The following is a 21,640-nucleotide window of genomic DNA, read 5'->3' on the forward strand; positions in this document are numbered from 1 at the left end:
TGGAAACACCTATAAACCCCGGCGATTATACCTGAGTTTACCCGGAGGTGGTTGCATGGCAGTGATAAAGGAAGTCCTCGAGATTGCGGAGAAGATAAAGAACATGGAAATCAGAGGAGCTGGGAAGATAGCCAGATCAGCTGCCTACGCCCTCCAGCTCCAGGCGGAGAATAGCAAGGCCACTAACGTTGACGAGTTCTGGAATGAGATGAAGCAGGCAGCGAAGATACTATTCGAGACGAGGCCTACGGCCGTTTCCCTGCCAAACGCGCTCCGTTATGTCATGCACAGGGGAAAGATAGCCCACTCCAGCGGAGCAGACCTCGAACAGCTCAGGTTTGTCATTATAAACGCCGCCAAGGAGTTCATCCACAACTCGGAGAAGGCCCTAGAGAGGATTGGAGAGTTCGGTGCGAAGAGGATCGAAGACGGAGACGTTATCATGACCCACTGCCACAGCAAAGCTGCCATAAGCGTCATGAAGACCGCCTGGGAGCAGGGCAAGGACATAAAGGTCATCGTGACCGAGACAAGGCCCAAATGGCAGGGCAAGATAACCGCCAAGGAGCTCGCTTCCTACGGCATTCCTGTCATCTACGTCGTCGACTCAGCCGCAAGGCACTACATGAAGATGACCGACAAGGTCGTTATGGGGGCTGACTCGATAACCGTCAACGGTGCCGTGATAAACAAGATTGGAACTGCTCTAATAGCGCTGACCGCGAAGGAGCACAGGGTCTGGACGATGATTGCAGCTGAAACCTACAAGTTCCACCCGGAGACCATGCTCGGCCAGCTGGTAGAGATAGAGATGCGCGACCCGACTGAGGTAATCCCCGAAGAGGAGCTGAAGACCTGGCCGAAGAACATCGAGGTCTGGAATCCAGCGTTCGACGTTACTCCGCCGGAGTACGTGGACGTCATAATCACCGAGCGCGGGATAATACCGCCGTACGCGGCAATAGACATCCTCAGGGAAGAGTTCGGCTGGGCGCTCAAGTACACCGAGCCCTGGGAAGACTGAGGCTTTTCTCCCTTTTCTTCTCGGGCTCAACGGTATGGCTTAAAAGGAGTATGCCTTTTATACTCCAGGCGACAAAAACAAAGGGGTGGTTAATAATGAAAGCTTACATAGCCGAGAACGTCAGAGGCATCTACGCCTTTGACGAGAGCGGGAAGCTCATAGGGAGCAAACCCTTCAGCGGGAAGCCGGAGGTGAGCCTCGACAAGCTCCTCAAGGGAGAGCCGAGCGATGAACTCATAGAGTTCCTCGACGAGCTTGGGAAGGAAGGCTACACTGAGTTCGTGGTTGAGGACTCCGAGCTGAGCAGAAACCTCAAAGAGCTCGGTTATAACGCCACAGCCGAGTTTCCGAACATAGCTGGCGAAAAGCTCCGCTCAAGCCCCGAGGAGTTCCTGGGTGAGAACTGGTTTGACGAGTACTTCAGCGTTGGTGTTGCCCTGACCAGGCTCCGCATCCAGGAGCAGAGCGGCGCTCGCGATAAGATGATCATCCAGGCCATTGAGGCCCTCGACGACATTGACAAGGTCATAAACCTCCTCGTTTCTCGCCTTAGGGAGTGGTACGGCCTCCACTTCCCGGAGCTCGATGAACTCCTCCCGAAGCACCCGCAGTACGTTGCGTTCGTTAAGGAGATCGGCCCGAGGGAGAACGCGACCAGGGAGAAGCTTGAGAAGCTCGGCTTCTCGGAGGGCAAGATAGAGAAGATCCTCAAAGCAGCTGAGAAGTCAATGGGTGCCCCGCTCGGCAAGTTCGACAGCGCAATAATCCAGAAGTTGGCCAGCGAGATACACGACCTTTACAAGCTGAGGGAGCAGATAGAGGACTACCTCGAGACTGCAATGGACGAGGTCGCCCCGAACCTTAAGGCCCTCGTCGGGGCAAAGCTCGCTGCTAGGCTCATGAGCCTTGCTGGCGGATTAAAGGAGCTCGCCATGATGCCGGCCTCGACCATACAGGTTCTTGGCGCGGAAAAAGCCCTCTTCAGGCACCTCAGGACGGGTGCTAAACCACCTAAGCACGGCGTCATCTTTCAGTACCCAGCAATAAACCGCTCACCCTGGTGGCAGAGGGGTAAGATAGCCCGCGCTCTGGCAGGAAAGCTCGCGATAGCGGCCAGGGTGGACTACTTCTCCGGCGAATACATAGGCGAGGAGCTGAAGAAGGAGCTTGAGCAGAGGATTCAGGAGATCAAGGAGAAGTACCCGAACCCGCCGAAGAGGAAGGCCAAGCCCGAGAAGAAAAAGAAGGAAAAGAAGAAGTTCAAGGGCAAAGGAAAAGGAAAGCACGAGAAGGGTAAGGGCCTCGGCGGAAAGAAGGAAGGAAAGGGCAAGAAGGACAAGAAGAAAAAGAAGAAGGGTAAGGGAGGTAAGAGGTGATCGAGATGAAGGTTAAGAAGCACAAGTTTCCTGGCGTTTACATAGTTATTGATGACGACGGCAGCGAGAAGATAGCGACCAAGAACCTCGTTCCGGGCCAGAGGGTCTATGGAGAGAGGGTGGTCAAGTTCGAGGGGGATGAGTACAGGATTTGGAACCCGACGAGGTCTAAGCTCGGAGCGGCCATCCTCAACGGCCTCAAGAACTTCCCGATAAAGCCGGGCTCAACTGTACTCTACCTCGGTGTAGCGAGCGGAACCACAGCTTCCCACGTCAGCGACGTAGTGGGCTGGGAGGGCAAGGTCTTCGGAGTGGAGTTTTCTCCGAGGGTCCTCAGGGAGCTCGTCCCTCTCGTAGAGGAGAGGAGGAACATCGTGCCGATACTCGGTGATGCCACCAAGCCCGAAGGCTACCGCGCTTTGGTTCCGAAGGTGGACGTTATCTTCGAGGACGTTGCCCAGCCGACGCAGGCAAAGATACTCATAGACAACGCCAAGGTCTACCTCAAGAGCGGCGGATACGGAATGATATCCGTCAAGAGCAGGAGCATAGACGTCACCAAGGAGCCGGAGCATGTCTTCAAGGAAGTGGAAAAGGAGCTTTCGACCTACTTCGAAGTCGTCGAGAGGCTTTCGCTCGAGCCCTACGAGAAGGACCACGCACTTTTCGTTGTTAGAAAACCGTAAAAAGAAAGTCAGGAGCGCCTGCGGGACAGAGGAATGGCTGAAAGTCCCAGAAGAACCATCAGAGCAGGCCCGCAGACTTCTCTTTTTTCTTCTCCTTCTCTGTAGGTGCACAGGACTGACGGCTGGGTTCTGAGTTTCTTCGTGCTGATGATCACGTTCCTGGACGTCCCGTTTGGTTTGCTTGCAGCCATCGAGACATCACTGACAGCAATGTCTGGTGTTGATGTGTCTATGTTCAGACTGGATAAGTACCTGCAACCAGGCAGCTTTCCGTTCCCGGGGAGTTTTCCAACCAATGGGGCTCCCTCGCTGGTGTTAATACCGAAAAGGCCTCCAACCCACAAATCACCGTTCTGATCAAACATTAGTGACTTGAACACAATTCTTGGACTGTAAACTCTCTCGGCAGTGATGTTGCCCTCATGTACGCCCAGGAGAACGCCGTAATATGTGGTGTTATCCCCCTCCCCAGTCACTGCCATCCCTGTCAACCACAGGTTTCCGCTAGGATCGATGGCCGCGTCCCTTCCAAGAACAGCCCCGTTGGTGTAGTAATCCCTGGCCCAGACTATCTTTCCGTTTCCGTCCAGCTTCATTAAAAGCGCCCCAAGAGTGCCGTTTCCCAGGTTGGCATAGCCCAAGACGTGAAAGCCCCCGTCTTTAGTGGGCAGTATTTTCAGAATTGTGAGCTCTGATCCAGTAGTGTACTCCTTGGCCCACTTGAGGTTGCCATTTTTGTCAGCTCTGAAGACAAGCCCATGAGGCACTCCCCCTGAAGTTGAGAGGCCGGTTACGACTATGTCTCCACCGGAGGCCACCTCTAGGTCAGTCCCCTCGTCCATTTCCAACGTGCCGTACGTCCTTTCCCAAATTACGTTGCCGATACTGTCAACCTTTAGAAGCCACATGTCGCCTCTGCCCGCATTGAAGCTGGTCGTTAAGCCCACGGCAAGGATGCTCCCGTCGTCCAGTACTTTTAGCCCGGAGATAATATCAGTGCCATTTCCACCGTAGCTCCTGGCCCACACCACGTTTCCGTCTTTGTCTATCTTCATGAGGAGACCATCGGGGAATCTCGATGTTTCGTTGGAGATGTAAACACCCGCAGCAACCACGTTTCCATCTGTGGCCATTGCAAGGGCATTTATTATTACCCTGCCGCCGAAGTACTCCTTCGTCCATTCCACACTGCCGTTGGAGGTCACTTTCGTCAGGATACTACCTTTGATGCCGTTCGCGTCCTTGGTATAAGAAACCACGAGTGCTCCCCCATCCGGGCAAGTCAGAAGGGGCATAGAGGATATGCTTCCAGCACCCTGGTAAGTTTCCAGCCAATAGGTTTTGTTCTGGGCACTGGCAACACCGGGTGACATTGCCACTGTAAAGAATACAAGGAGAGCAACTAAAACAGCGTAAAAGCTTTTCATGCTCTCGCCCCCATCTATATTAATTTGGAGTATCGGGTTATACGATTTTCGGTGAGTATTAATAAACAAAGGAGAACCAAGCGGAAGGGCATCAACTTCTGGCCCAAAAATAAAAGATGGATCAATCCCTCTTCGGCAGGTGTGGAACGAGCCATCCCAGGAAGCTGTCCATGCTCCTCGTCTGGATGTAAAGTGTCCCTGTCCCGTAGAACTCCGCTACAAGGCCCTCCCCGCTGAATAGGGTGCTCTTAAGGCCACCGACGCGCTTCACGTTGAAGTTTAGCCCCTCGCTGAAGGCCACCATGTGGCCAGTATCAATGACAAAGCGCTCGTTGTGGAGTTCTTTCTTGTAGATCGCACCAAAGCTCGAAAGGAAAACGATTCCCCTTCCGCTCATCTTAAGGAGGAACAGACCTTCCCTGCCGAAGAAAGTTTTAGCGCCGCCCCATTTGGTATCTATGTCAATGTCGCCATAGCTCGCCAGGAAGGCACCGCTCTGGGCGTAGAGAGTTCCATCAAGCTCAAAGGCCTCAATGTCTCCCATATAGGGCGGAGCGAGACCGATGCTTCCGGGTCCATCTTCCGCCCTGAATGTGTTCACGAAGAAGCTCTCACCACCTAGCATTGAGCGCTTAAGCGCACCAAAAACGCCGCCCTTAGCCTTAGTTTCCAGCTTTATAGTCGGGCTCATGTGCACCATAGCCCCGGCTTCTGCCTGTACCTCCTCTCCCCTCTCAAGTTCGACCTCAAGGAGAGAAAAGCTCGGCCTGTGGAGAATCTCATACTTCATAAAAACACCTCAAACTGAATAGTCTTCCATCTCTTATATACCTCTGCATCGGCAATCGTCTAAAAACTCTTTCACTTTTACCGAAAGACTTTTATAACTTCCCCCTCAACCCCATGCGAATTAAAATTAAGTTCAACCATTCTAAAGGTGGTGCCCAATGCGAAAGCTCCTGAAGCCCAAAAGGGATGTCGGCATTATCGGCTACGGCGCCTACGTGCCGATGTATAGAATCAAGGCCGAGGAGATAGGAAGGGTCTGGGGGGTAAACAGCTTCCCAATCCAGGAGAAGTCCGTTCCAGGTCTTGACGAGGACGCGATAACCATCGGTATTGAGGCCGCGAGAAACGCCCTCAAGAGGGCCCAAATTGACCCCAAGCTCATCAAGGCCATCTGGCTCGGAACTGAGAGCAAGCCCTACGCCGTTAAACCGAGCGGAACTGTCATAGCGGAGGCCATAGGAGCAACCCCAGATTTAGATGCTGCAGACTTCGAGTTCGCATGCAAGGCCGGAACAGAGGCCATACAGGCCGCTATCGGCTTCGTCGGTTCCGAGATGGCTGACTACGCGATGGCCATAGGGGCCGACACCTCACAGGGAAGGCCCGGCGACCACCTCGAGTTCACCGCCGCCGCTGGAGGGGCCGCCTACATCCTTGCCCCCAAGAGTTCAGAAACCCTCGCATACTTTGAGGCGAGCTATTCCTACGTCACAGACACCCCTGACTTCTGGAGGAGGCAGCACGAGCACTACCCGAGGCACGGGAATCGCTTCACAGGTGAGCCTGCCTACTTCCACCAGATAATAAGCGCCGCCAAGACTCTCATGGAGGAGCTCGGCTACACGCCGAACGACTTTGACTACGCCGTTTTCCACCAGCCGAACGTCAAGTTCCCTCTCACAGCCGCCAAAATCCTCGGAATTCCAAAGGAGAAGGTTCTCCCCGGACTCCTCAGCGGAATAATCGGAAACACCTACAGCGGCGCAACTCTCGTTGGTGTGTCAGCGGTTCTCGACATAGCCAAACCCGGCGACAGGATTCTGTGGGTGAGCTTTGGAAGTGGAGCTGGAAGCGATGCCTTCAGCCTCGTCGTCCAGGATGCGATAGAGGAGAAGAGAGACCTGGCTCCGAAGACGATGGACTACGTGAACAGGAAGAAGTACATAGACTACGCCCTCTATGCGAAGCACAGGGGCAAGTACATACTGTGAGGTGGTTGAAATGGAGAAGCCCGTCATAATTGGAGTTGGTATGGTTCCAGTCGGCGAGCACTGGAGGGTCTCACTCAGGGACATGGCCGTTGAGGCCCTTCTCAATGCGATGGACGACGCCGGAATAGACAAGGTTGATTCACTCTACGTAGGAAACATGGCCTCAGGCTCATTCATTGAGCAGGAAAACCTCGGTGCACTTATAGCCGACTGGGCCGGACTGGGGAACATCCCAGCAGTTAAGGTTGAGGCCGCCTGTGGAAGTGGCGGCGCGGCCGTCCAAGAAGGAGCTAAGGCCGTAATGGCAGGCTTAGAGGATATCGTTGCGGTCGTCGGTGTCGAGAAGATGACCGACGCCTGGCCGAGCGACGCTACCCGCTATCTGGCCTACGCGGCCGACGCCGAGTACGAGCTCTTCCACGGCGCGAGCTTCGTCGCTTTAAATGCTCTCATTATGAGGCTCTACATGAAGACCTACGGCTACACAGAGGAGGACTTGGCCCACTTCGCCGTTAACGCCCACGCAAACGGTGCTAAGAACCCGTACGCCATGTTCAAGAAGCCAATAACCGTTGATACAGTCCTCAAGAGTCCATACGTTGCAGACCCGATAAAGCTCTTCGACGCCGCACCAATGTGCGATGGAGCGGCTGCCGTGATAATAACCTCAAAAGAAAAGGCGGAGGAACTTGGCGTCCCGAAGGACAAGATGGTAGAACTTGCCGGCTTCTGGAGGGCAATCGACACCATAAACTTTGCAAACAGAGAGGACTTCCTGACGCTCAAAGCCGCCAAGGTTGCCGCCGAGAAAGCCTATAAGATTGCAGGAGTAACGGCCAAGGACATAGACTTCTTTGAGGTCCACGATGCATTCACAGTAATGGCCGCGCTCAGCCTCGAGGCCCTCGGCGTTGCGGAGAAGGGCAAAGGTGCCATGCTCGCGAAGGAGGGACAGATAGCGATAGACGGCGACTACCCAATACAGACGATGGGCGGCCTCAAGGCCAGGGGGCACCCTGTCGGAGCAACCGGTGTTTACCAGACGGTTGAAGCGGTTCTTCAGCTCCGCGGAGAGGCTCCCGAAGGAATACAGGTTCCCGACGCCGAAGTTGGACTGACCCAGAACATAGGTGGAACCGGTTCAAACATCACAGTCAACATCCTGAGGAGGGTCTGAAATGGGGAGGCCGATGCAGGTTGCCAGGCACTGGAGACACTTCCGTGAGAAGTACGCCCTCATCGGGGGCAAGTGTGAGAACGGCCACGTCTTCTTCCCGAAGAGGCCCGTCTGCCCTGTCTGCGGCTCAAGGAACGTTGAGGAGTACCAGTTCAGCGGAAAGGGTAAGGTCATCAGCTGGACCATCGTTAGGAACCCGCCGAGCGGCTTCGAGTACTACAAGCCCTATCCCCTTGCCCTCGTCCAGCTTGAGGAGGGACCCGTTGTCCTGGCCCAGCTCACCGACGTTGATCCAGATGAAATCCACGAGGGCATGGAGGTCGAAATGGTCACGAGGAAGATAAGGGAGTTCGGAGAAGACGGCATAATCCTCTACGCCTACAAGTTCAGGCCACCAATAAAGTGATTTCTTCTTTTTCTTTCTCATGTCCTGTGCCTCTTTTCAGGACGGACAACAGCGGGCAACTCTTTTAAGTCAACCAAGCCTTCCCGCTCTGGGAAGGAAAATGAACGAAAAAGAAGTAGTGCTGTCAAAGTTCATCGCTCACCTCAAGGAACTCGTTGAGATGGAGCGGAGGGCCGAGATAGAGGCCATGCGCTTAGAGATGAGGCGCCTCAGCGGCAGGGAGCGAGAGAAGGTTGGAAGGGCAGTTCTTGGCCTCAACGGAAAGGTAATCGGTGAGGAGCTCGGCTATTTTCTGGTGAGGTATGGAAGGGATAGGGAGATAAAGACCGAAATAAGCATCGGCGACCTCGTAGTAATCAGCAAACGCGACCCGCTCAAGAGCGACCTCGTGGGGACTGTCGTGGAGAAGGGAAAGCGCTTTCTCACCGTTGCCCTCGAAACCGTCCCGGAGTGGGCGCTTAAGGGCGTCAGAATTGACCTCTACGCGAACGACATAACCTTCAAGCGCTGGATGGAGAACCTCGACAACCTGAGGGAGAGCGGGAGAAAGGCCCTTGAGCTGTACCTCGGCCTTAGGGAGCCTGAGGAGAGCGAACCCGTTGAGTTCCAGCCCTTCGACAAGAGCCTGAACGCGAGCCAGAGGAGGGCCATATCAAAGGCCCTCGGCAGTGGGGACTTCTTCCTCGTTCACGGGCCTTTTGGGACAGGGAAAACGAGAACCCTGGTGGAGCTGATAAGGCAGGAGGTGACGAGGGGCCATAAGGTTCTCGCAACCGCCGAGAGCAACGTTGCCGTTGACAACATAGTCGAGAGGCTTGCAGATTCAGGATTGAAAGTGGTAAGGGTCGGTCACCCGAGCAGGGTCTCAAGGGCTCTCCACGAGACGACGTTAGCTTACCTGATCACCCAGCACGACCTCTACGGAGAGCTGAGGGAGCTTAGGGTCATCGGTGAGAACCTCAAGGAGAAGAGGGACACCTTCACAAAGCCAGCTCCAAAGTACAGGAGGGGGTTGAGCGATAGAGAAATTTTAAGGCTCGCTGAAAAGGGAATCGGGACGAGAGGGATTTCGGCGAGACTAATCAGGGAGATGGCGGAGTGGATCAGGATAAACCAGCAGGTTCAGAAGACCTTCGACGATGCCAAGAAGCTTGAAGAAAGAATAGCGAGGGAGATAATCAGTGAAGCCGACGTGGTTCTGACAACAAACGCATCAGCTGGCTTGGAAGTGGTTGACTACGGCGAATACGATGTGGCAGTTATAGACGAGGCGACTCAGGCGACGATTCCAAGCATCCTCATCCCTATAAACAGGGCGAAGCGCTTTGTATTGGCTGGAGACCACAAACAGCTCCCGCCGACGATACTGAGCGGGAAGGCGAAGAAGCTTTCAAGGACCCTCTTTGAGGGCCTAATAGAGCGCTATCCGGAGAAGAGTGAGATGCTCACCGTCCAGTACAGGATGAACGAGAGACTGATGGAGTTCCCAAGCAGGGAGTTCTACGACGGGAAGATAGAGGCCCACGAGAGCGTTAAAAATATCACACTGGCGGATTTAGGGGTCAGCAAACCCGAGTTTGAGGATTTCTGGAATACTGCCCTCAAGCCCGAAAACGTGCTGGTCTTCATTGACACCTCAAAGAGGGAAGACCGCTTCGAGAGACAGAGGCGTGGTAGTGACAGCAGGGAGAACCCTCTTGAGGCGAAGCTCGTCGCCGAGGCCGTTGAGAGGCTCCTTGAGATGGGCGTGAAGCCTGACTGGATAGGTGTAATCACGCCCTACGACGACCAGAGGGACATGATAAGCTCAATGGTGGGCGAAGAGGTCGAGGTAAAAACGGTTGACGGCTACCAGGGGAGGGAAAAAGAGGTCATTGTACTGTCCTTCGTCCGCTCGAACAGAAGGGGAGAGCTCGGCTTCCTTACAGACCTCAGAAGGCTTAACGTCTCCCTCACGAGGGCCAAGAGGAAGTTAATAGCGGTTGGGGACTCGTCCACACTCTCAAACCACCCAACTTACAGGAGGTTTATCGAGTTCGTGAGAGAAAAGGGCACTTTAATAGGGGTGTGAGGTGACCAGCATGTTTCTCTACACCGAGAACTTTGAAGAGCAGAAGGAAAAGGCGATGGAAGGCCTGAGGAAGGCCCTTGAAGAGGACAGGGTAGACCATGACATAATCCCGCTCCTGGAGAAGATAAACGCCCTCCCAAACTACTTCACGACTTCCTCATGCTCGGGAAGGATTTCGGTCATGGAGATGCCTCACTTCGGCGACAAGGTGAACTCTGTGTGGCTCGGCAAGTGGCACAGGGAGGTCAGGCTCGAAGAAGTCCTTGAGGCTGTGAGAAAACACCGCTCCGGCCAGCTCTGGTTTCTGGTCAGGAGTCCAATACTCCACGTTGGGGCGAGAACTCTTGAGGACGCTGTGAGACTGTTAAACCTTGCCATAGGCCTGGGCTTTAAGTACTCCAACATAAAGAGCGTGAGCCACAAGAAGCTGGTCGTTGAGATACGTTCAACAGAGAGGATGGACGTCCCGCTGGGCGAGAACGGGGAACTGTGGGTTGATGAGGCATACATCGAGAGAATAGTCACCCTTGCAAACGCCCAGGTCAGAAGGTTCAAGGCGAAGCTGAAGAGGCTGGAAGAGGAAATTGAACGCTTATCTGAGGTTTGAGTTTTTCTTAGTTTGGTTCCGTCGTTTGCTCCGGGATCTAGATGGGAAGTGAAGGAGCATTAAGTTACTGATTACTCCTCAGTCTAATCCACCATGATTGCATAGATAGCCATAAGGTAATATATAGCGGTGTACACCAGCACTCTGATGCCAAAGCTTCTGTTGTCTATCCATGCTTCCCTGTACCCTTCAATAGCTCTTGATATAAGCCAGTAGTAAACAGCGCCTGAGATAGATATCAAGAGCAGAGAACTCAGTAGGCTCATGTTCGCACCTCATACCAGCGATTTTCTTCTCACAGGCCCCCTGGGATACTCCTCTTCGAAGATTTCGGCAGTGAAGCGGTAGACCTTTGTGTCTGGATCGAGCCAGCAGTCGGGTGGAAGACCGGCTTTCCAGCAGGTCTGGGTCAGGAACTCCTCCTCGTCCCAGCCCCATTCGACTGGAACCTGAGGCAGGAGCAGGCCGGAGTAGATGCCCTTCTCTATGAGAAGGCCGTCCCTGCCGACCTTTATCTTCTTAGGTCTCTCCTCTGGCGGGCCCTCTACGAGTTCCGGCGGGGTTAAGACGCTGACCTCAACGGTCAGTTCGTCAAGCTCCTCAGGCCTGACGGGTGGGAAGCGCGGATCGTCAACAGCCGCGTATATCGCCGCCTTTATCGTTGCCTCGACGAGCGGGTATATAGGGAGCGGAAAGCCGATGCATCCTCTAAGCGCCATCTGAGGGGGAACATTGTGCCTGTTGAGGGTTACGAAGACGCCCATCTTCTCCCAAAGCTCAGGGGGCGTGTCTTCAGGCGGCTCTATGACCCTCTTATGCCTGACGTACTCTTCAACTGCCCTCCTCGCGAGCCTGACGAGGAACTCCCCCCACTCGTCCTTTATGCGGTACATCTCCATCACCTCCATCCTTGATTGAACTCCAAACGTTTATAACATGTGCTTTAACCAGAACACAAAGTTTAAAACATCGCCGAAGGAATTTAAGACGGGTGCCGAAAATGGTCATAGCGGAGTTCGTCATAGTCCCGTTGGGCGAGAAAAGCCTCAGCAGGTACGTCGCCGAAGTAGTAAAGCTTTTAGAGAAGAAAGGTGTTAAATATCAACTGACGCCGATGGCCACCATTATCGAAGTTCCAACCGTCGAAGACGTCTTCAAAATAGTCGCGGAGGCACACGAACTCATGTTTAAGCTCGGAGCTAAGCGGGTCTCAACAACCGTGAGGATTGACGACAGGAGGGACAAGGAGCGGCACATGGAGGACAAAATAAAATCAGTCATGGAAAAGGTCAGGGGTGGTTGATATCAGGGTGCTAATCCTGGCCATAGACAGAGATGACGATTTCGGAAAAAAAGCCGGAGTTAAGGGGCCGGTTATCGGGAGAGACGCCTGCTTAGATGCAGCTGTAAAGCTGAGTCTGGCCGACCCTGAGGACAGCGATGCAAACGTTCTCTACGCGGCTGTAAAGCTCTACGACGAGCTGAAAGAGAAGGGAGAGTTTGATGGGGTCCAAGTAGCCCTGATAACTGGCCATCCAAAGGTCGGGCTGAAAAGCGATATGGAGCTTGCCAGACAGCTCGAGGAAGTTTTGAGAGTTTTTCCGGCTGATGGTGTGATCCCGGTAACCGATGGAGCGGAGGACGAGCAGATTTTTCCCATAATCACTTCAAAAGTCCCAATCATAACATCCCATCGCGTTGTGGTCAAGCAAAGCCCGGGCATCGAGACGACATGGTACATCATAGTGAAGTACATGAAGGAGATACTGAGCGACCCAGAAGTTGCGAAGGTTGTCTTCGGTATTCCCGGTCTTATCGTCCTGCTCTACGGCCTGTCCAAGATAGTGGGTGTGTGGTATCCGCAGAGCGAGAAGATAGTGTCAACGGTAATTTCCGGTACTGTCCTTCTGATAATCGGCGGTCTGTTCTTTACGAAGGGTTTCAACATTGACCTAAGCGGTGTGATATCCTCGTTTAGACGTGCCATCGTTGAGCAGTTCGTAGTTGTCCTGTCCTTTGTGGCTGGAATTTTGATAATCGTCAGCGGCGCAATAAACGCCTACCTGAACCTGGAGAGCTATTCCCTTCAGCTTATAGGCAGTTACCCCGGGACCTCACTCCTGGCAACGCTGATATACCTGAACGCAATATCCGGGACGATAACCATTGGAATTGCCGTAATGATAGCTGGGAAAGTCCTTCACGCCTACTTGAGGCGCGACTACCATATATGGTACTATATCTCGGCGCTCCTCATGACCCCCGCCCTCTGGGTGACACTTGACCTAACGACTAGATATGCCCTATCGATATTCATGGTCTCTGACATTGAGGTTTTCCAGAAGCTTATCCTGGGGATTCTTGATGTTGGAGTGGCGGTTTTAGCGGGGGCATATCTCCGTGGAAAAGTTAAGGGATGGATGAACGTTGAGAATGGAAGACGCACTCAGGAAGTATCGGCTAAAGCTTGAAGAATCGCAGAAAGAGGCCCTAAAAATAAGAAATACCTATCAAAAATGGCTCTCCAAGAAAAAGAAAGAACTGAAAAAGGCCGTTGAAAAACTTGAGAAGGCAAAGCCTCCAAAAAACGTTGACGAGACTCTCTTGAAACTCGTCGAAGCAGCCAGGCGGGCCTATGTTTCGGCGTTTAAGCGCGCCCTTGAGGGCATCCGGGATATTGAAGACCTTGGAAAGCGCCTCCCGGAGCTTGCAAAGGTTCACGTTGACTACGGAAAGCATGTCATAATCCTTTTTGAAAAGGAAGTTCGGGCAATAAACTCGATTCTCAAGGAGATGGACGAAGCATATAGAGAATATCTCCAAGAGACTCAGAAGAGATCACTCCCCAAGCTTGAAATTGAGAAAAAGATCAGAGAACTTAAAACCGTGCAGGAAAACCTCAGCTCCATCAGTTCCGAGATTGAGTCGCTTTTAGAAGAGATTACGCTGAAAAGAAAGGAAATCGAACAAGAGCGCCAAAAGCCAGAAGTCAAGGGTATTGAAGAGCAACTCGAAAACATCACCACCAAGAAGAGAAAGCTCGAAAGGGAAGTTAGGTCGAACGTTTCAAAAATCCAGAAGACCCTAAAGAGGCTTCGCATGGGTGGTCTTGCAGATCAGCTCGCCAGGGACAGCAGTGTTGCACTCGAAAGGCCGGAGGAAGTGATCTCACTCCTCCAAACGCTGAAGCCGAGGTTTGGAGGAAAGGCCCTTAAATCGGCTGAATGGCTGATTGAAAACCTTGAAAGTACTGTCAGTGAGATCAGAGAACTGGATAGGAAGAGTCAGGAACTCGAAAGTGCCAAGGAAAAAGAACTCTCCCGCGCCGAGCACATTGAGAGTGAGATAAGCTCCCTGGAGCGCAGGATCAAGGAGCTTAAGAACGAAAAGAAAAAGCTCGAAAAACTGAGAACTCGGCTCGAAGAGGAGATTCAGAAAGAAGTTAGGTTGCTTGAAAAGGTCCTCGGGGAAGAAATTGAATGGGACAACATTTAAATTAGGAAGACCTAATTTATCTTGGTGGTGAGTATGTTCAAGGTGGACAGACTGCGCTTTGGAACGGCTGGAATACCGCTGTCAACACCGAAGCCTTCAACGATTACCGGCATCGAGCACGTCAGGAAGCTCGGATTAGATGCTATGGAGCTTGAGTTCGTTAGGGGTGTCAACATCTCCCCAGAGCTGGCAAAGAAAATCAAGTACGTGGCAAAAAAGAACGACGTTCTCCTCACCGCTCACGCTCCATACTACATTAACCTCAACGCTAAGGAGAAGGCGAAAGTCGAGGCGAGCAAGAAGAGGATAATACAGAGCGCCGAGAGGCTCTACGAGGCAGGTGGCTGGAGCGTCGTCTTTCATGCGGGCTACTACCTCAAACAGCCGCCAGAGAGCGTCTATCAGAGGATCCTCGAGGCACTTAAGGATATCCAGAAGGAGCTAATGGACAAAGGCGTGAAAGTCTGGATACGACCAGAGCTAACTGGAAAGCCCACCCAGTTCGGCGACCTGAAGGAGGTAGTGAAGCTTAGCGAGGAGCTCGAGATGGTTCTTCCGACGATAGACTTTGCTCACGCCCACGCGAGGAACAAGGGGAAGTGCAACAGCGTTGAAGAGTGGCGCGAGATGCTGTCCTTCATCGAGGACAGACTCGGCAGAGAGGCTTTGGACAACATGCACATCCACATGAGCGGCATCGAGTACACTGAGAAGGGGGAGAAGAGACACTTACCGCTCCAAGAAAGCGATATGAATTGGGAGGACTTGCTCAGGGTCTTAAAAGAGTTCAAGGTGAAGGGTATCGTTATAAGCGAAAGCCCGAACATAGAGGAAGATGCCATCCTCATGAAGAAGAAGTATGAGGAGGTAAAGGTCTAAAGTATGGTCCCCTCACTAGGGCCGCCATCAGAAGTTCTTTTCGACCTCTTTTCAATGCAATCTATGATAGTCTCAAGGACTTCCTCGTCCCCTTTCGAGAGTATCTCCGCTATCTTCTCCGCCACTAAATTCTTCTTGAGTAGGAGTCCTATCCTTTCCCTGACCCTTTCGACATCTTCTCCATTCTCGCCTTCCAGTTCCTCAAGCACCCTCAGAAGGCTCTCGCGGGTTTCTCTAACGTCCTCAAGGATTCTTTTGTAGTACGCCGCCCTGCGCCATTCCTGGAGGTTCTTCACAGCTTTGTAGTAAGCCTTTCTGTCGCCCGGCTTCTTTATCCTCACAACGAGTCCCAAGTTCTCAAGGAATTTGAGAGCACTGCTCACGTGGGAAAGCGAGTAGCCCGTTCTTTTGGCTATCTCTCCAAGGCTCATGGGCTCGTCCTCAAAAAAGAGAACACCGTAGATATATCCGTAGAGCTCGCTGAGTCCGAACTTTCTTGCGGTGTTCGCGAAGTGCTCCATCATTATCCTCTTAGCATTTTCAACACTCAACTCTCTCCCTCCGCGCAGATTAATGTTTCTATAAGGAGAACCCTCCCGGTGTTTAAGATTTCTCGCTGGAGCTTTGAAAGTTCCCCAGGGTCGTTCACGCTGACCCTCGCGAGGATATCGTAGTAGCCATACAGGCGGTAGAACTCAACCACCCGGCCAAGGCTCCTGAGGTACTCAACGACACCGTCATCGTTCTTGGCATCTGTCACGAGCAGGAGGAACGCCTCCATGGTATCATCTCCATGTGTGCATTGGCACTCGGATCTTATAAAACTTTCGGAAATTTCCGAAAATTTAGTAAATACTAAAACACAAAAAGAATGGGTCCAAGAATCAATAGGCCTCCACAAGGCTCGGCTGAGAATACCAGCGGTGTTCTTCTACCTCAATCCGAATATCGAGCGGCTCAAGCGGCTTTACCTCGTAACCCTTGCTCCTTCCCCACTTCTCTATCTGCCGTATGACGATTCTCGTTCCAAGCCTCGCTAGCGGGTAGAAAGGTATCAGGAACGGGTTGTTCTTCATGACCGCGGGCAGACCCCTCGTTACCTCCCTCATCATGTGCTTCCAAGCGTAGTAGAGATGAAGGAACTGGCCGTAAGTTATCATCTCGTCGATCTGGTAGACTCCTGTTTCTTGAGCAGGCCCATAGGAACGAACGCCAGTGGAGTCACAGTGAAGTGCGCTCTATTACCGAGCTTCTCCTCAAGCTCCCTCTCCATCGTAACTATTAGCCGCGCCGTCATTATTTCGTCGTCATCGGTGTCGCCAGGCAATCCCAGAATCGTTGTGTAAGCCGGGAACCAGTAGTTCTTGTTGAAGACGTAAGTCCCGTTGAGGAGAACCCATGGCCACTCCTCGGGTGAGAAAGGCTTCATCTTGTTGTTCATGTACTTCCCTATGAGCCTCGGTGAGGCCGTCTCAAAGCCGACCTGAATGCCTATCCAGCGAGCTGGGCCTGCATCAACGATACGGGAGATTTCCTCTATCATCCCTGGAACTGCTAAGGCCCCTGCGACGGCCCCATGGGTCGGGTTCACGTTCTTCGTGTATTTCCTTGCCATTTCAAACAGCTCAACAACGGCCTCAGCATTTGGATAGAAGTTCTTCCTGTCCCCGACCTGATAGAGAAAGATGTCCTCGCTGTGGAGCCAGGCGTGGTCTATTCCAGCGCTGACGTTGAGCCTTATCTCCTCCTCTATCCTCTCCAGCGGCATGTAGCGGGCGACCCTCAGATTCGGCTCGCAGAAGCGACAGCCCCTCCCACAGCCCCGCATCACCTCGACGAGACCCTTGTAAGAGGGTGCCACGATTGTTGGAATCTGCTCCACCCGCGGCCAGCCCCTTATAAAGATCGTCTCGTCGGCGCTCCCGCTCTCGATCTCCCTGAAGAGTTCTCCCACAACGTGATCTACTTCACCGATCACCACGTGGTCTATCTTCAGCCTCTCCCGCTCCTCTTTTCTGAAGTCCACCTGCCAGGCTCCCGGCCCGCCGACGACAAGCTTGAAGTCTAGCTTTTTACCCTCCCTTATGCGGTTTATCCTCTCCACGAGCCCAAGGAACTTGACCTTCGTGTAGTTCGTCCACTTGCCGCCGTTCGTGAACATCATGCTGACCGGCCCCAGGCCGAGTGGGTCCATCTCGTAGAGGGCGACGACTGTCGTGTCATTTCCTATGAACTTCTCAATCTTGCGAGGGTGGGTGACGACGACCTCGTCCCTCCTAAAGCCGTCCCTGAGAAGGGCCGCTTCGACCTTCCTGAGGCCGTAAGGGGCCTGGGTTAGAACGCCGTTCTCATCGGGCAGCTGGGTGTCAAAAAACCTGAAAACCCACTTCGGGAGCTTGTCGTAGGGCGCACAGCCAAGGAAGTCGAGCAGGGGCACGTCGTGGTACGTGCTCGTCAGAGTTTCATCGGTCGTTAAAACTATCCTGCCCATTTCATCACCTCATAGGTATGAAGAAAAAGTTGCATATATATGGTTTTCGGATTTCTAAGTGATCCATAGAAAAAACTTCGAATATTCCAATTGCTGACTACTAATCAACGTATAAAATGAATCAAACAGTGGGCTAACCACGCTCTATTCTTCCGTATTTCTCCAGAATCTCAACGACTTTATCAACGGGCAGTGCATACCTTACGTGCCCGTTTCCTTCAATAGTTTTTGCCTGCAGGAGGGCGTTTATTATTGCCTCTTCCGTTGCCTCGGCGGTCGCCCTGAAGAGATAGCTGAGAGCATTGTCAGGCAGGAAACTAACCAGTTCCGGCTCTTTTCCAATTGGAACGGTCTGAGCTGTGGAGAATGCCAGGACTATGTCTCCGCTCCCGTGGTAGGCGTAGCCGCCCGTTCTTGCCAGCCCCATAACTGCCCTCTTGGCGAGCCTCCTGAGCTGCCCCGCCGTGAGGGGGGCATCGGTGGCAACAACCATAGAGATGCTGCCCTTCCCCGAAGTTCCCCTACCAGGATAATCCTTCAGAAGCTCGCCGACGGGAACTCCAGCTATCGTTAAGTCTTCTCTCCTTCCGAAGTTTGCCAGGACAAGGGAAACTACCTTGTACTCTTCTCCGCCAATCTCGACGGCCCTTGAGGAAGAGCCTATACCACCTTTGAACTCGAAGGCGCTCATTCCCGTTCCTGCTCCCACAGCACCTTCCTCAAAGTCGAGCGAGGCATTCCTGAGAGCCTCGAAGTAGTGCTCCTCCTCAACTGCCATCTTCCTGATGTTGTTAAGATAGGAGTCGTTGCACTCCATGACGACGGGCGAGACGCTCTTCAGGTCTGGGTTGAGGTCGATCATGTGCCTGACGACGGCGCTGGCGACGGTGTAAACGCTTAGCGTGTTGGTTAACGCTATCGGAGTCTCAATATAGCCGAGTTCGTCAACCTGGACAAAGCCTATCGGTTTGGAGAAGCCGTTCATGACGAAGGTAGAAGCGAATAGCCTTTCCCTAAAGGGGTTCTTTACCGGCGGTAGAACTACGGTAACGCCAGTCCTTACATCATCACCCTCGATGAGGGTTTTGTGGCCGACTTTGACGCCGAGGTCGGCTATTGAGTTCCTCTTTCCGGGTTCATGGATGCCTATCCTTATCCCAAGGTCCGGGGCCTTCATGAGCGTCACCGGGATGAATAGCCCTCAGACCTTAACAACTTTGCCCAATCAACGCTTATAAACCCGAAGAACCGAGTTATGGGCATGAGGCCAAAAGCGCTCGCGGTACTCCTGCCACCACTGGCCTTCCTTGTAATCTTCTTCTACGCCCCAATACTCAGCATCCTCAGTCTTGGAGTCTGGGAAAAGGGGCCGACTTTAGAGTATCTCCGGGCAGTCCTGAGCAACGAGTATCACCGAAATGTTGTCCTCTTCACGATTTCCCAGGCTTTAGCCTCAACGGTTTTAACCGTTCTCATAGGCCTTCCCGGGGCGTACATCTTCGCCAACTACGACTTTCCCGGAAAGAGGCTGATAAAGGCCGTTCTAACTGTTCCTTTCGTGATGCCCGGCATTATGGTAGCGCTCGGCTTCGTGATACTCTTCGGGAAGGACGGCATCATTGCAGGACTGATAGGGCGCGACCCGGGCATAATCTACTCCTGGAAGGCCATCCTTCTGGCCCACGCATTCTATAACTTCCCGATCGTCGTCAGGATGGTCTCCGCGCTCTGGCAGAGGATCAACCCCCACTACGAGGAAATGGCCGAAGTCCTCGGGGCAAGAGGATTCACTCTATTCAGAAAGGTCACGCTCCCGCTGATCTCCCCGGCTATATTCGCCTCGGCTATGCTGACTTTCGTTTTCTGCTTTCTCAGCTTCTCCGTGCCGCTCATCCTCGGCGGCTACCAGTATGTTACCATCGAGGTGGACATATTCTCGACGATAGTTACCCTCCTCGACTTCAGGACCGGGGCGGCTCTCGCGATAATCCAGCTCTCCCTCTCGGTGCTCTTCATGTACTTCTACCTGAAAGCGCTTGATGCGTATTCAAAGAGGGAGGAGCAGAGAATAATGAGGAAACCGAAGAAGCTGGCTATCAGGTCCATCTTAAGCCTCAAGGGGTTTGGGATAGTTCTCTACTCCATCTTCGTTGTGGTCTTTATCCTGGCGCCGCTTGGGGCGATTCTCTACGACTCCCTGCGCTTCAACGGAACTTGGAGCCTCGAGTGGTATAGGAGAGTGTTCTCCACCGAGTACAACCCAATGTTTGGAACGTCAACCCTTGGCGCGATAAAGAACTCCCTCCTCTTCGGCTTTGCAACGGTGTTCTTCTCAACGCTGGTAGGCCTGCCGATAGCGTACTTTCTCAACCGCTGGAAGTTCAGGGGGAAAGTCCTGCTCGATGCCCTCGCGATGCTCCCGCTGGCCAGCTCTCCTATAACCATAGGCTTCGCCTACGTGAAGTTCTTCAGCACAACACCTCTCTACTACACCATATGGATAGTCGTGATAGCGCACACAATCATAGCCTACCCGTTCGTCCTTCGCGCCGTCTCAACGGCCCTGAAGAAGATAAAGCCGAACCTTAGGGAGGCCGCGCTTAGCCTCGGTGCTGGTGAGTGGAAGGCCTTCCTGAGAGTCGAACTGCCGCTGGCTGCCGGGGGATTGATAGTGGGGGCGATATTCGCATTCGCGATGAGCATTGCGGAGCTTGGGGCAACCTACATGCTTGCCACACCGGAATACACCACGATGACCATAGCCATATACAAGTTCCTCGGTGCAAGGCAGTTCGGGAGTGCATCAGCACTCTCTGTCCTCCTCATGGCGGTCTCGGCTCTCGGCTTCATAATAATCGAGAGAACCGGTGAGGAAGTATGGTGAGGGTTAAGCTTGAGGGGATAAGGAAGTCGTTCGAGGGCTTTACACTCGAGATCCCAGAGCTTGAAGTGAAGAGCGGGGAGATGATAACGCTCCTCGGGCCGAGCGGGTGCGGGAAGACGACAACCTTGAGGATCATAGCAGGGCTTGAAAAGCCCGACTCTGGAAGGGTGTTTTTCGACGAAACCGATGTTACCGACCTCGAACCCGGGAAGAGGAGCATTGGAATAGTCTTCCAGGACTACGCGCTGTTCCCGCACATGACCGTCTTCGAAAACGTCGCCTTCGGCCTTGAGACGAGGAAGCTTCCCAGGGACGAGATAAACAGAAGGGTGACGTGGGCGCTTGAACTGGTTGGCCTTAAAGGTTTTGAAAACCGCTATCCCGAACAGCTCTCCGGCGGCCAGCAGCAGAGGGTAGCTTTAGCCAGGGCCCTGGTTATAGAGCCGCAGGTTCTTCTCCTTGACGAACCGCTCAGCAACTTAGATGCCAAGATACGCGAGCGCCTGAGGGGAGAGATAAGGAGAATCCAGAAGGAACTTGGGATAACGACGATCTACGTCACCCACGACCAGGAAGAGGCAATGGCTGTGAGCGACAGAATAGCCGTAATGAACTCGGGGAGGATAGAGGGGATAGGAAAGCCGCTTGAGCTCTACTACCACCCGAAAACAGAGTTCGTCGCCAAGTTCCTGGGGTTGAGCAACATACTGGAGCTTGAAGCCAAGAGCGGGATCGCCCGCCTTGGAACTCTGGAGTTCAAAACAGGAAGAGATGGAAAAGTTAGGGTCTTCTTCAGGCCCGAAAACGTCCTCGTGAAGCCCGGGAGGGGTGCCAGAGTTATTGGCTACGACCTCTTGCCGGGCAGGATACGCCTCAGGCTGGAGATAGGTGGCAAGACTATAACGGCGGAGCGCTTCCTTAACGAACTGCCGTTCAGCCCGGAAGACATCCCCCAAGAAGTGAGCGTCGAAGTTCTGTCATATTCTGTCCTTGAATGACTAACTCTGCCCAACTCCATCGTTTTTGGTTTTCCCTGCATTGGGGCAGATACCCTTCTGACTTTTGTTTTTACATTTTCGTGCTAAAAAAAGATTTAAAAATCGGTTTTATTAGCAGA

The 21,640-nt window shown here is 53.1% G+C and carries 21 protein-coding genes and 1 pseudogene; 14 read left to right on the plus strand and 8 right to left on the minus strand.

Annotated features, from left to right (window positions below; genetic code table 11):
• Positions 1-55 precede the first annotated feature (55 nt).
• The 3 genes from A0127_RS03060 to A0127_RS03070 all read left to right on the plus strand — a co-directional run bounded on the left by A0127_RS03060 (position 56) and on the right by A0127_RS03070 (position 3,086).
• On the plus strand, positions 56-1,024 hold the full coding sequence (locus A0127_RS03060) for a ribose 1,5-bisphosphate isomerase (RefSeq protein WP_062387822.1): 969 nt from the start codon (positions 56-58) through the stop codon (positions 1,022-1,024).
• A 95-nt stretch (positions 1,025-1,119) separates the two neighbouring features.
• Positions 1,120-2,400 (plus strand): C/D box methylation guide ribonucleoprotein complex aNOP56 subunit, encoded by a 1,281-nt coding sequence (locus A0127_RS03065; RefSeq protein WP_062387826.1) that lies wholly within the window; start codon positions 1,120-1,122, stop codon positions 2,398-2,400.
• A gap of 5 nt (positions 2,401-2,405) precedes the next feature.
• Positions 2,406-3,086, plus strand: coding sequence for a fibrillarin-like rRNA/tRNA 2'-O-methyltransferase (locus A0127_RS03070; RefSeq protein WP_062387829.1), 681 nt, complete (start codon positions 2,406-2,408; stop codon positions 3,084-3,086).
• Positions 3,087-3,094: 8 nt separating this feature from the next.
• Here the strand turns inward: A0127_RS03070 and A0127_RS03075 are convergent, their stop codons facing one another.
• Positions 3,095-4,513, minus strand: a complete 1,419-nt coding sequence (locus tag A0127_RS03075) for a hypothetical protein (protein WP_062387833.1) — start codon at positions 4,511-4,513, stop codon at positions 3,095-3,097.
• Positions 4,514-4,634: 121 nt separating this feature from the next.
• Positions 4,635-5,303 carry a TIGR00266 family protein gene (locus A0127_RS03080; RefSeq protein ID WP_062387837.1) on the minus strand — a complete coding sequence of 223 codons (669 nt, stop codon included), beginning with the start codon at positions 5,301-5,303 and terminating at the stop codon, positions 4,635-4,637.
• A 157-nt stretch (positions 5,304-5,460) separates the two neighbouring features.
• Between A0127_RS03080 and A0127_RS03085 the strand changes: the two genes are divergently transcribed.
• The 5 genes from A0127_RS03085 (at position 5,461) to taw3 (ending at position 10,774) form a co-directional block, all read left to right on the plus strand.
• On the plus strand, positions 5,461-6,513 hold the full coding sequence (locus A0127_RS03085; RefSeq protein WP_062387839.1) for a hydroxymethylglutaryl-CoA synthase: 1,053 nt from the start codon (positions 5,461-5,463) through the stop codon (positions 6,511-6,513).
• A gap of 10 nt (positions 6,514-6,523) precedes the next feature.
• On the plus strand, positions 6,524-7,690 hold the full coding sequence (locus A0127_RS03090) for a thiolase domain-containing protein (RefSeq protein ID WP_054840985.1): 1,167 nt from the start codon (positions 6,524-6,526) through the stop codon (positions 7,688-7,690).
• A 1-nt stretch (position 7,691) separates the two neighbouring features.
• Positions 7,692-8,096, plus strand: coding sequence for a Zn-ribbon domain-containing OB-fold protein (locus A0127_RS03095; RefSeq protein WP_062387843.1), 405 nt, complete (start codon positions 7,692-7,694; stop codon positions 8,094-8,096).
• Positions 8,097-8,196: 100 nt separating this feature from the next.
• On the plus strand, positions 8,197-10,167 hold the full coding sequence (locus A0127_RS03100) for an IGHMBP2 family helicase (RefSeq protein ID WP_062387845.1): 1,971 nt from the start codon (positions 8,197-8,199) through the stop codon (positions 10,165-10,167).
• Between the two features lie 10 nt (positions 10,168-10,177).
• On the plus strand, positions 10,178-10,774 hold the full coding sequence (taw3, locus tag A0127_RS03105) for a tRNA(Phe) 7-((3-amino-3-carboxypropyl)-4-demethylwyosine(37)-N(4))-methyltransferase Taw3 (protein WP_062387848.1): 597 nt from the start codon (positions 10,178-10,180) through the stop codon (positions 10,772-10,774).
• Positions 10,775-10,857: 83 nt separating this feature from the next.
• Here the strand turns inward: taw3 and A0127_RS03110 are convergent, their stop codons facing one another.
• The gene (locus A0127_RS03110; protein ID WP_054840982.1) at positions 10,858-11,040 is read right to left on the minus strand and encodes a hypothetical protein; all 183 of its coding nucleotides are present in this window, start codon (positions 11,038-11,040) and stop codon (positions 10,858-10,860) included.
• Between the two features lie 9 nt (positions 11,041-11,049).
• A complete protein-coding gene (locus A0127_RS03115) occupies positions 11,050-11,667 on the minus strand; it encodes a TIGR00296 family protein (RefSeq protein ID WP_062387851.1) in 618 nt (205 codons plus the stop codon).
• Positions 11,668-11,774: 107 nt separating this feature from the next.
• Here A0127_RS03115 and A0127_RS03120 point away from each other — a divergent pair, with 107 nt between their 5' ends.
• From A0127_RS03120 to A0127_RS03135, 4 genes are read left to right on the plus strand one after another with little or no spacing between them, the layout of a single operon-like run.
• Positions 11,775-12,077: an MTH1187 family thiamine-binding protein gene (locus tag A0127_RS03120; RefSeq protein ID WP_054840981.1), complete on the plus strand. Its 303-nt coding sequence runs from the start codon at positions 11,775-11,777 to the stop codon at positions 12,075-12,077.
• On the plus strand, positions 12,070-13,245 hold the full coding sequence (locus A0127_RS03125) for a DUF373 family protein (RefSeq protein WP_062387852.1): 1,176 nt from the start codon (positions 12,070-12,072) through the stop codon (positions 13,243-13,245). Before A0127_RS03120 ends, A0127_RS03125 begins: the two co-directional genes overlap by 8 nt.
• Entirely contained in the window at positions 13,202-14,269 is a 1,068-nt protein-coding gene (locus tag A0127_RS03130; protein ID WP_156471145.1) for a hypothetical protein, read from the plus strand. Before A0127_RS03125 ends, A0127_RS03130 begins: the two co-directional genes overlap by 44 nt.
• A 33-nt stretch (positions 14,270-14,302) precedes the next feature.
• Positions 14,303-15,148 carry a deoxyribonuclease IV gene (locus A0127_RS03135; protein WP_062387858.1) on the plus strand — a complete coding sequence of 282 codons (846 nt, stop codon included), beginning with the start codon at positions 14,303-14,305 and terminating at the stop codon, positions 15,146-15,148.
• Here the strand turns inward: A0127_RS03135 and A0127_RS03140 are convergent.
• From A0127_RS03140 to A0127_RS03155, 4 genes and pseudogenes are all read right to left on the minus strand, one after another.
• Positions 15,145-15,699 carry a GbsR/MarR family transcriptional regulator gene (locus A0127_RS03140; RefSeq protein ID WP_062387861.1) on the minus strand — a complete coding sequence of 185 codons (555 nt, stop codon included), beginning with the start codon at positions 15,697-15,699 and terminating at the stop codon, positions 15,145-15,147. The genes A0127_RS03135 and A0127_RS03140 overlap by 4 nt on opposite strands.
• Positions 15,696-15,929: an Lrp/AsnC ligand binding domain-containing protein gene (locus A0127_RS03145; protein ID WP_054840979.1), complete on the minus strand. Its 234-nt coding sequence runs from the start codon at positions 15,927-15,929 to the stop codon at positions 15,696-15,698. The genes A0127_RS03140 and A0127_RS03145 overlap by 4 nt, the downstream gene beginning before the upstream one ends.
• A gap of 103 nt (positions 15,930-16,032) precedes the next feature.
• Positions 16,033-17,639, minus strand: a pseudogene (locus tag A0127_RS03150) (B12-binding domain-containing radical SAM protein).
• Positions 17,640-17,772: 133 nt separating this feature from the next.
• Positions 17,773-18,816, minus strand: a complete 1,044-nt coding sequence (locus A0127_RS03155) for a DmpA family aminopeptidase (RefSeq protein ID WP_062387864.1) — start codon at positions 18,814-18,816, stop codon at positions 17,773-17,775.
• Positions 18,817-18,894: 78 nt separating this feature from the next.
• Between A0127_RS03155 and A0127_RS03160 the strand changes: the two genes are divergently transcribed.
• On the plus strand, positions 18,895-20,523 hold the full coding sequence (locus tag A0127_RS03160) for an ABC transporter permease (RefSeq protein ID WP_062387867.1): 1,629 nt from the start codon (positions 18,895-18,897) through the stop codon (positions 20,521-20,523).
• Positions 20,517-21,521 carry an ABC transporter ATP-binding protein gene (locus tag A0127_RS03165; RefSeq protein ID WP_062387870.1) on the plus strand — a complete coding sequence of 335 codons (1,005 nt, stop codon included), beginning with the start codon at positions 20,517-20,519 and terminating at the stop codon, positions 21,519-21,521. Before A0127_RS03160 ends, A0127_RS03165 begins: the two co-directional genes overlap by 7 nt.
• Positions 21,522-21,640 lie beyond the last annotated feature (119 nt).

Source organism: Thermococcus peptonophilus (assembly GCF_001592435.1).
Classification (GTDB): Archaea; Methanobacteriota_B; Thermococci; order Thermococcales; family Thermococcaceae; genus Thermococcus; species Thermococcus peptonophilus.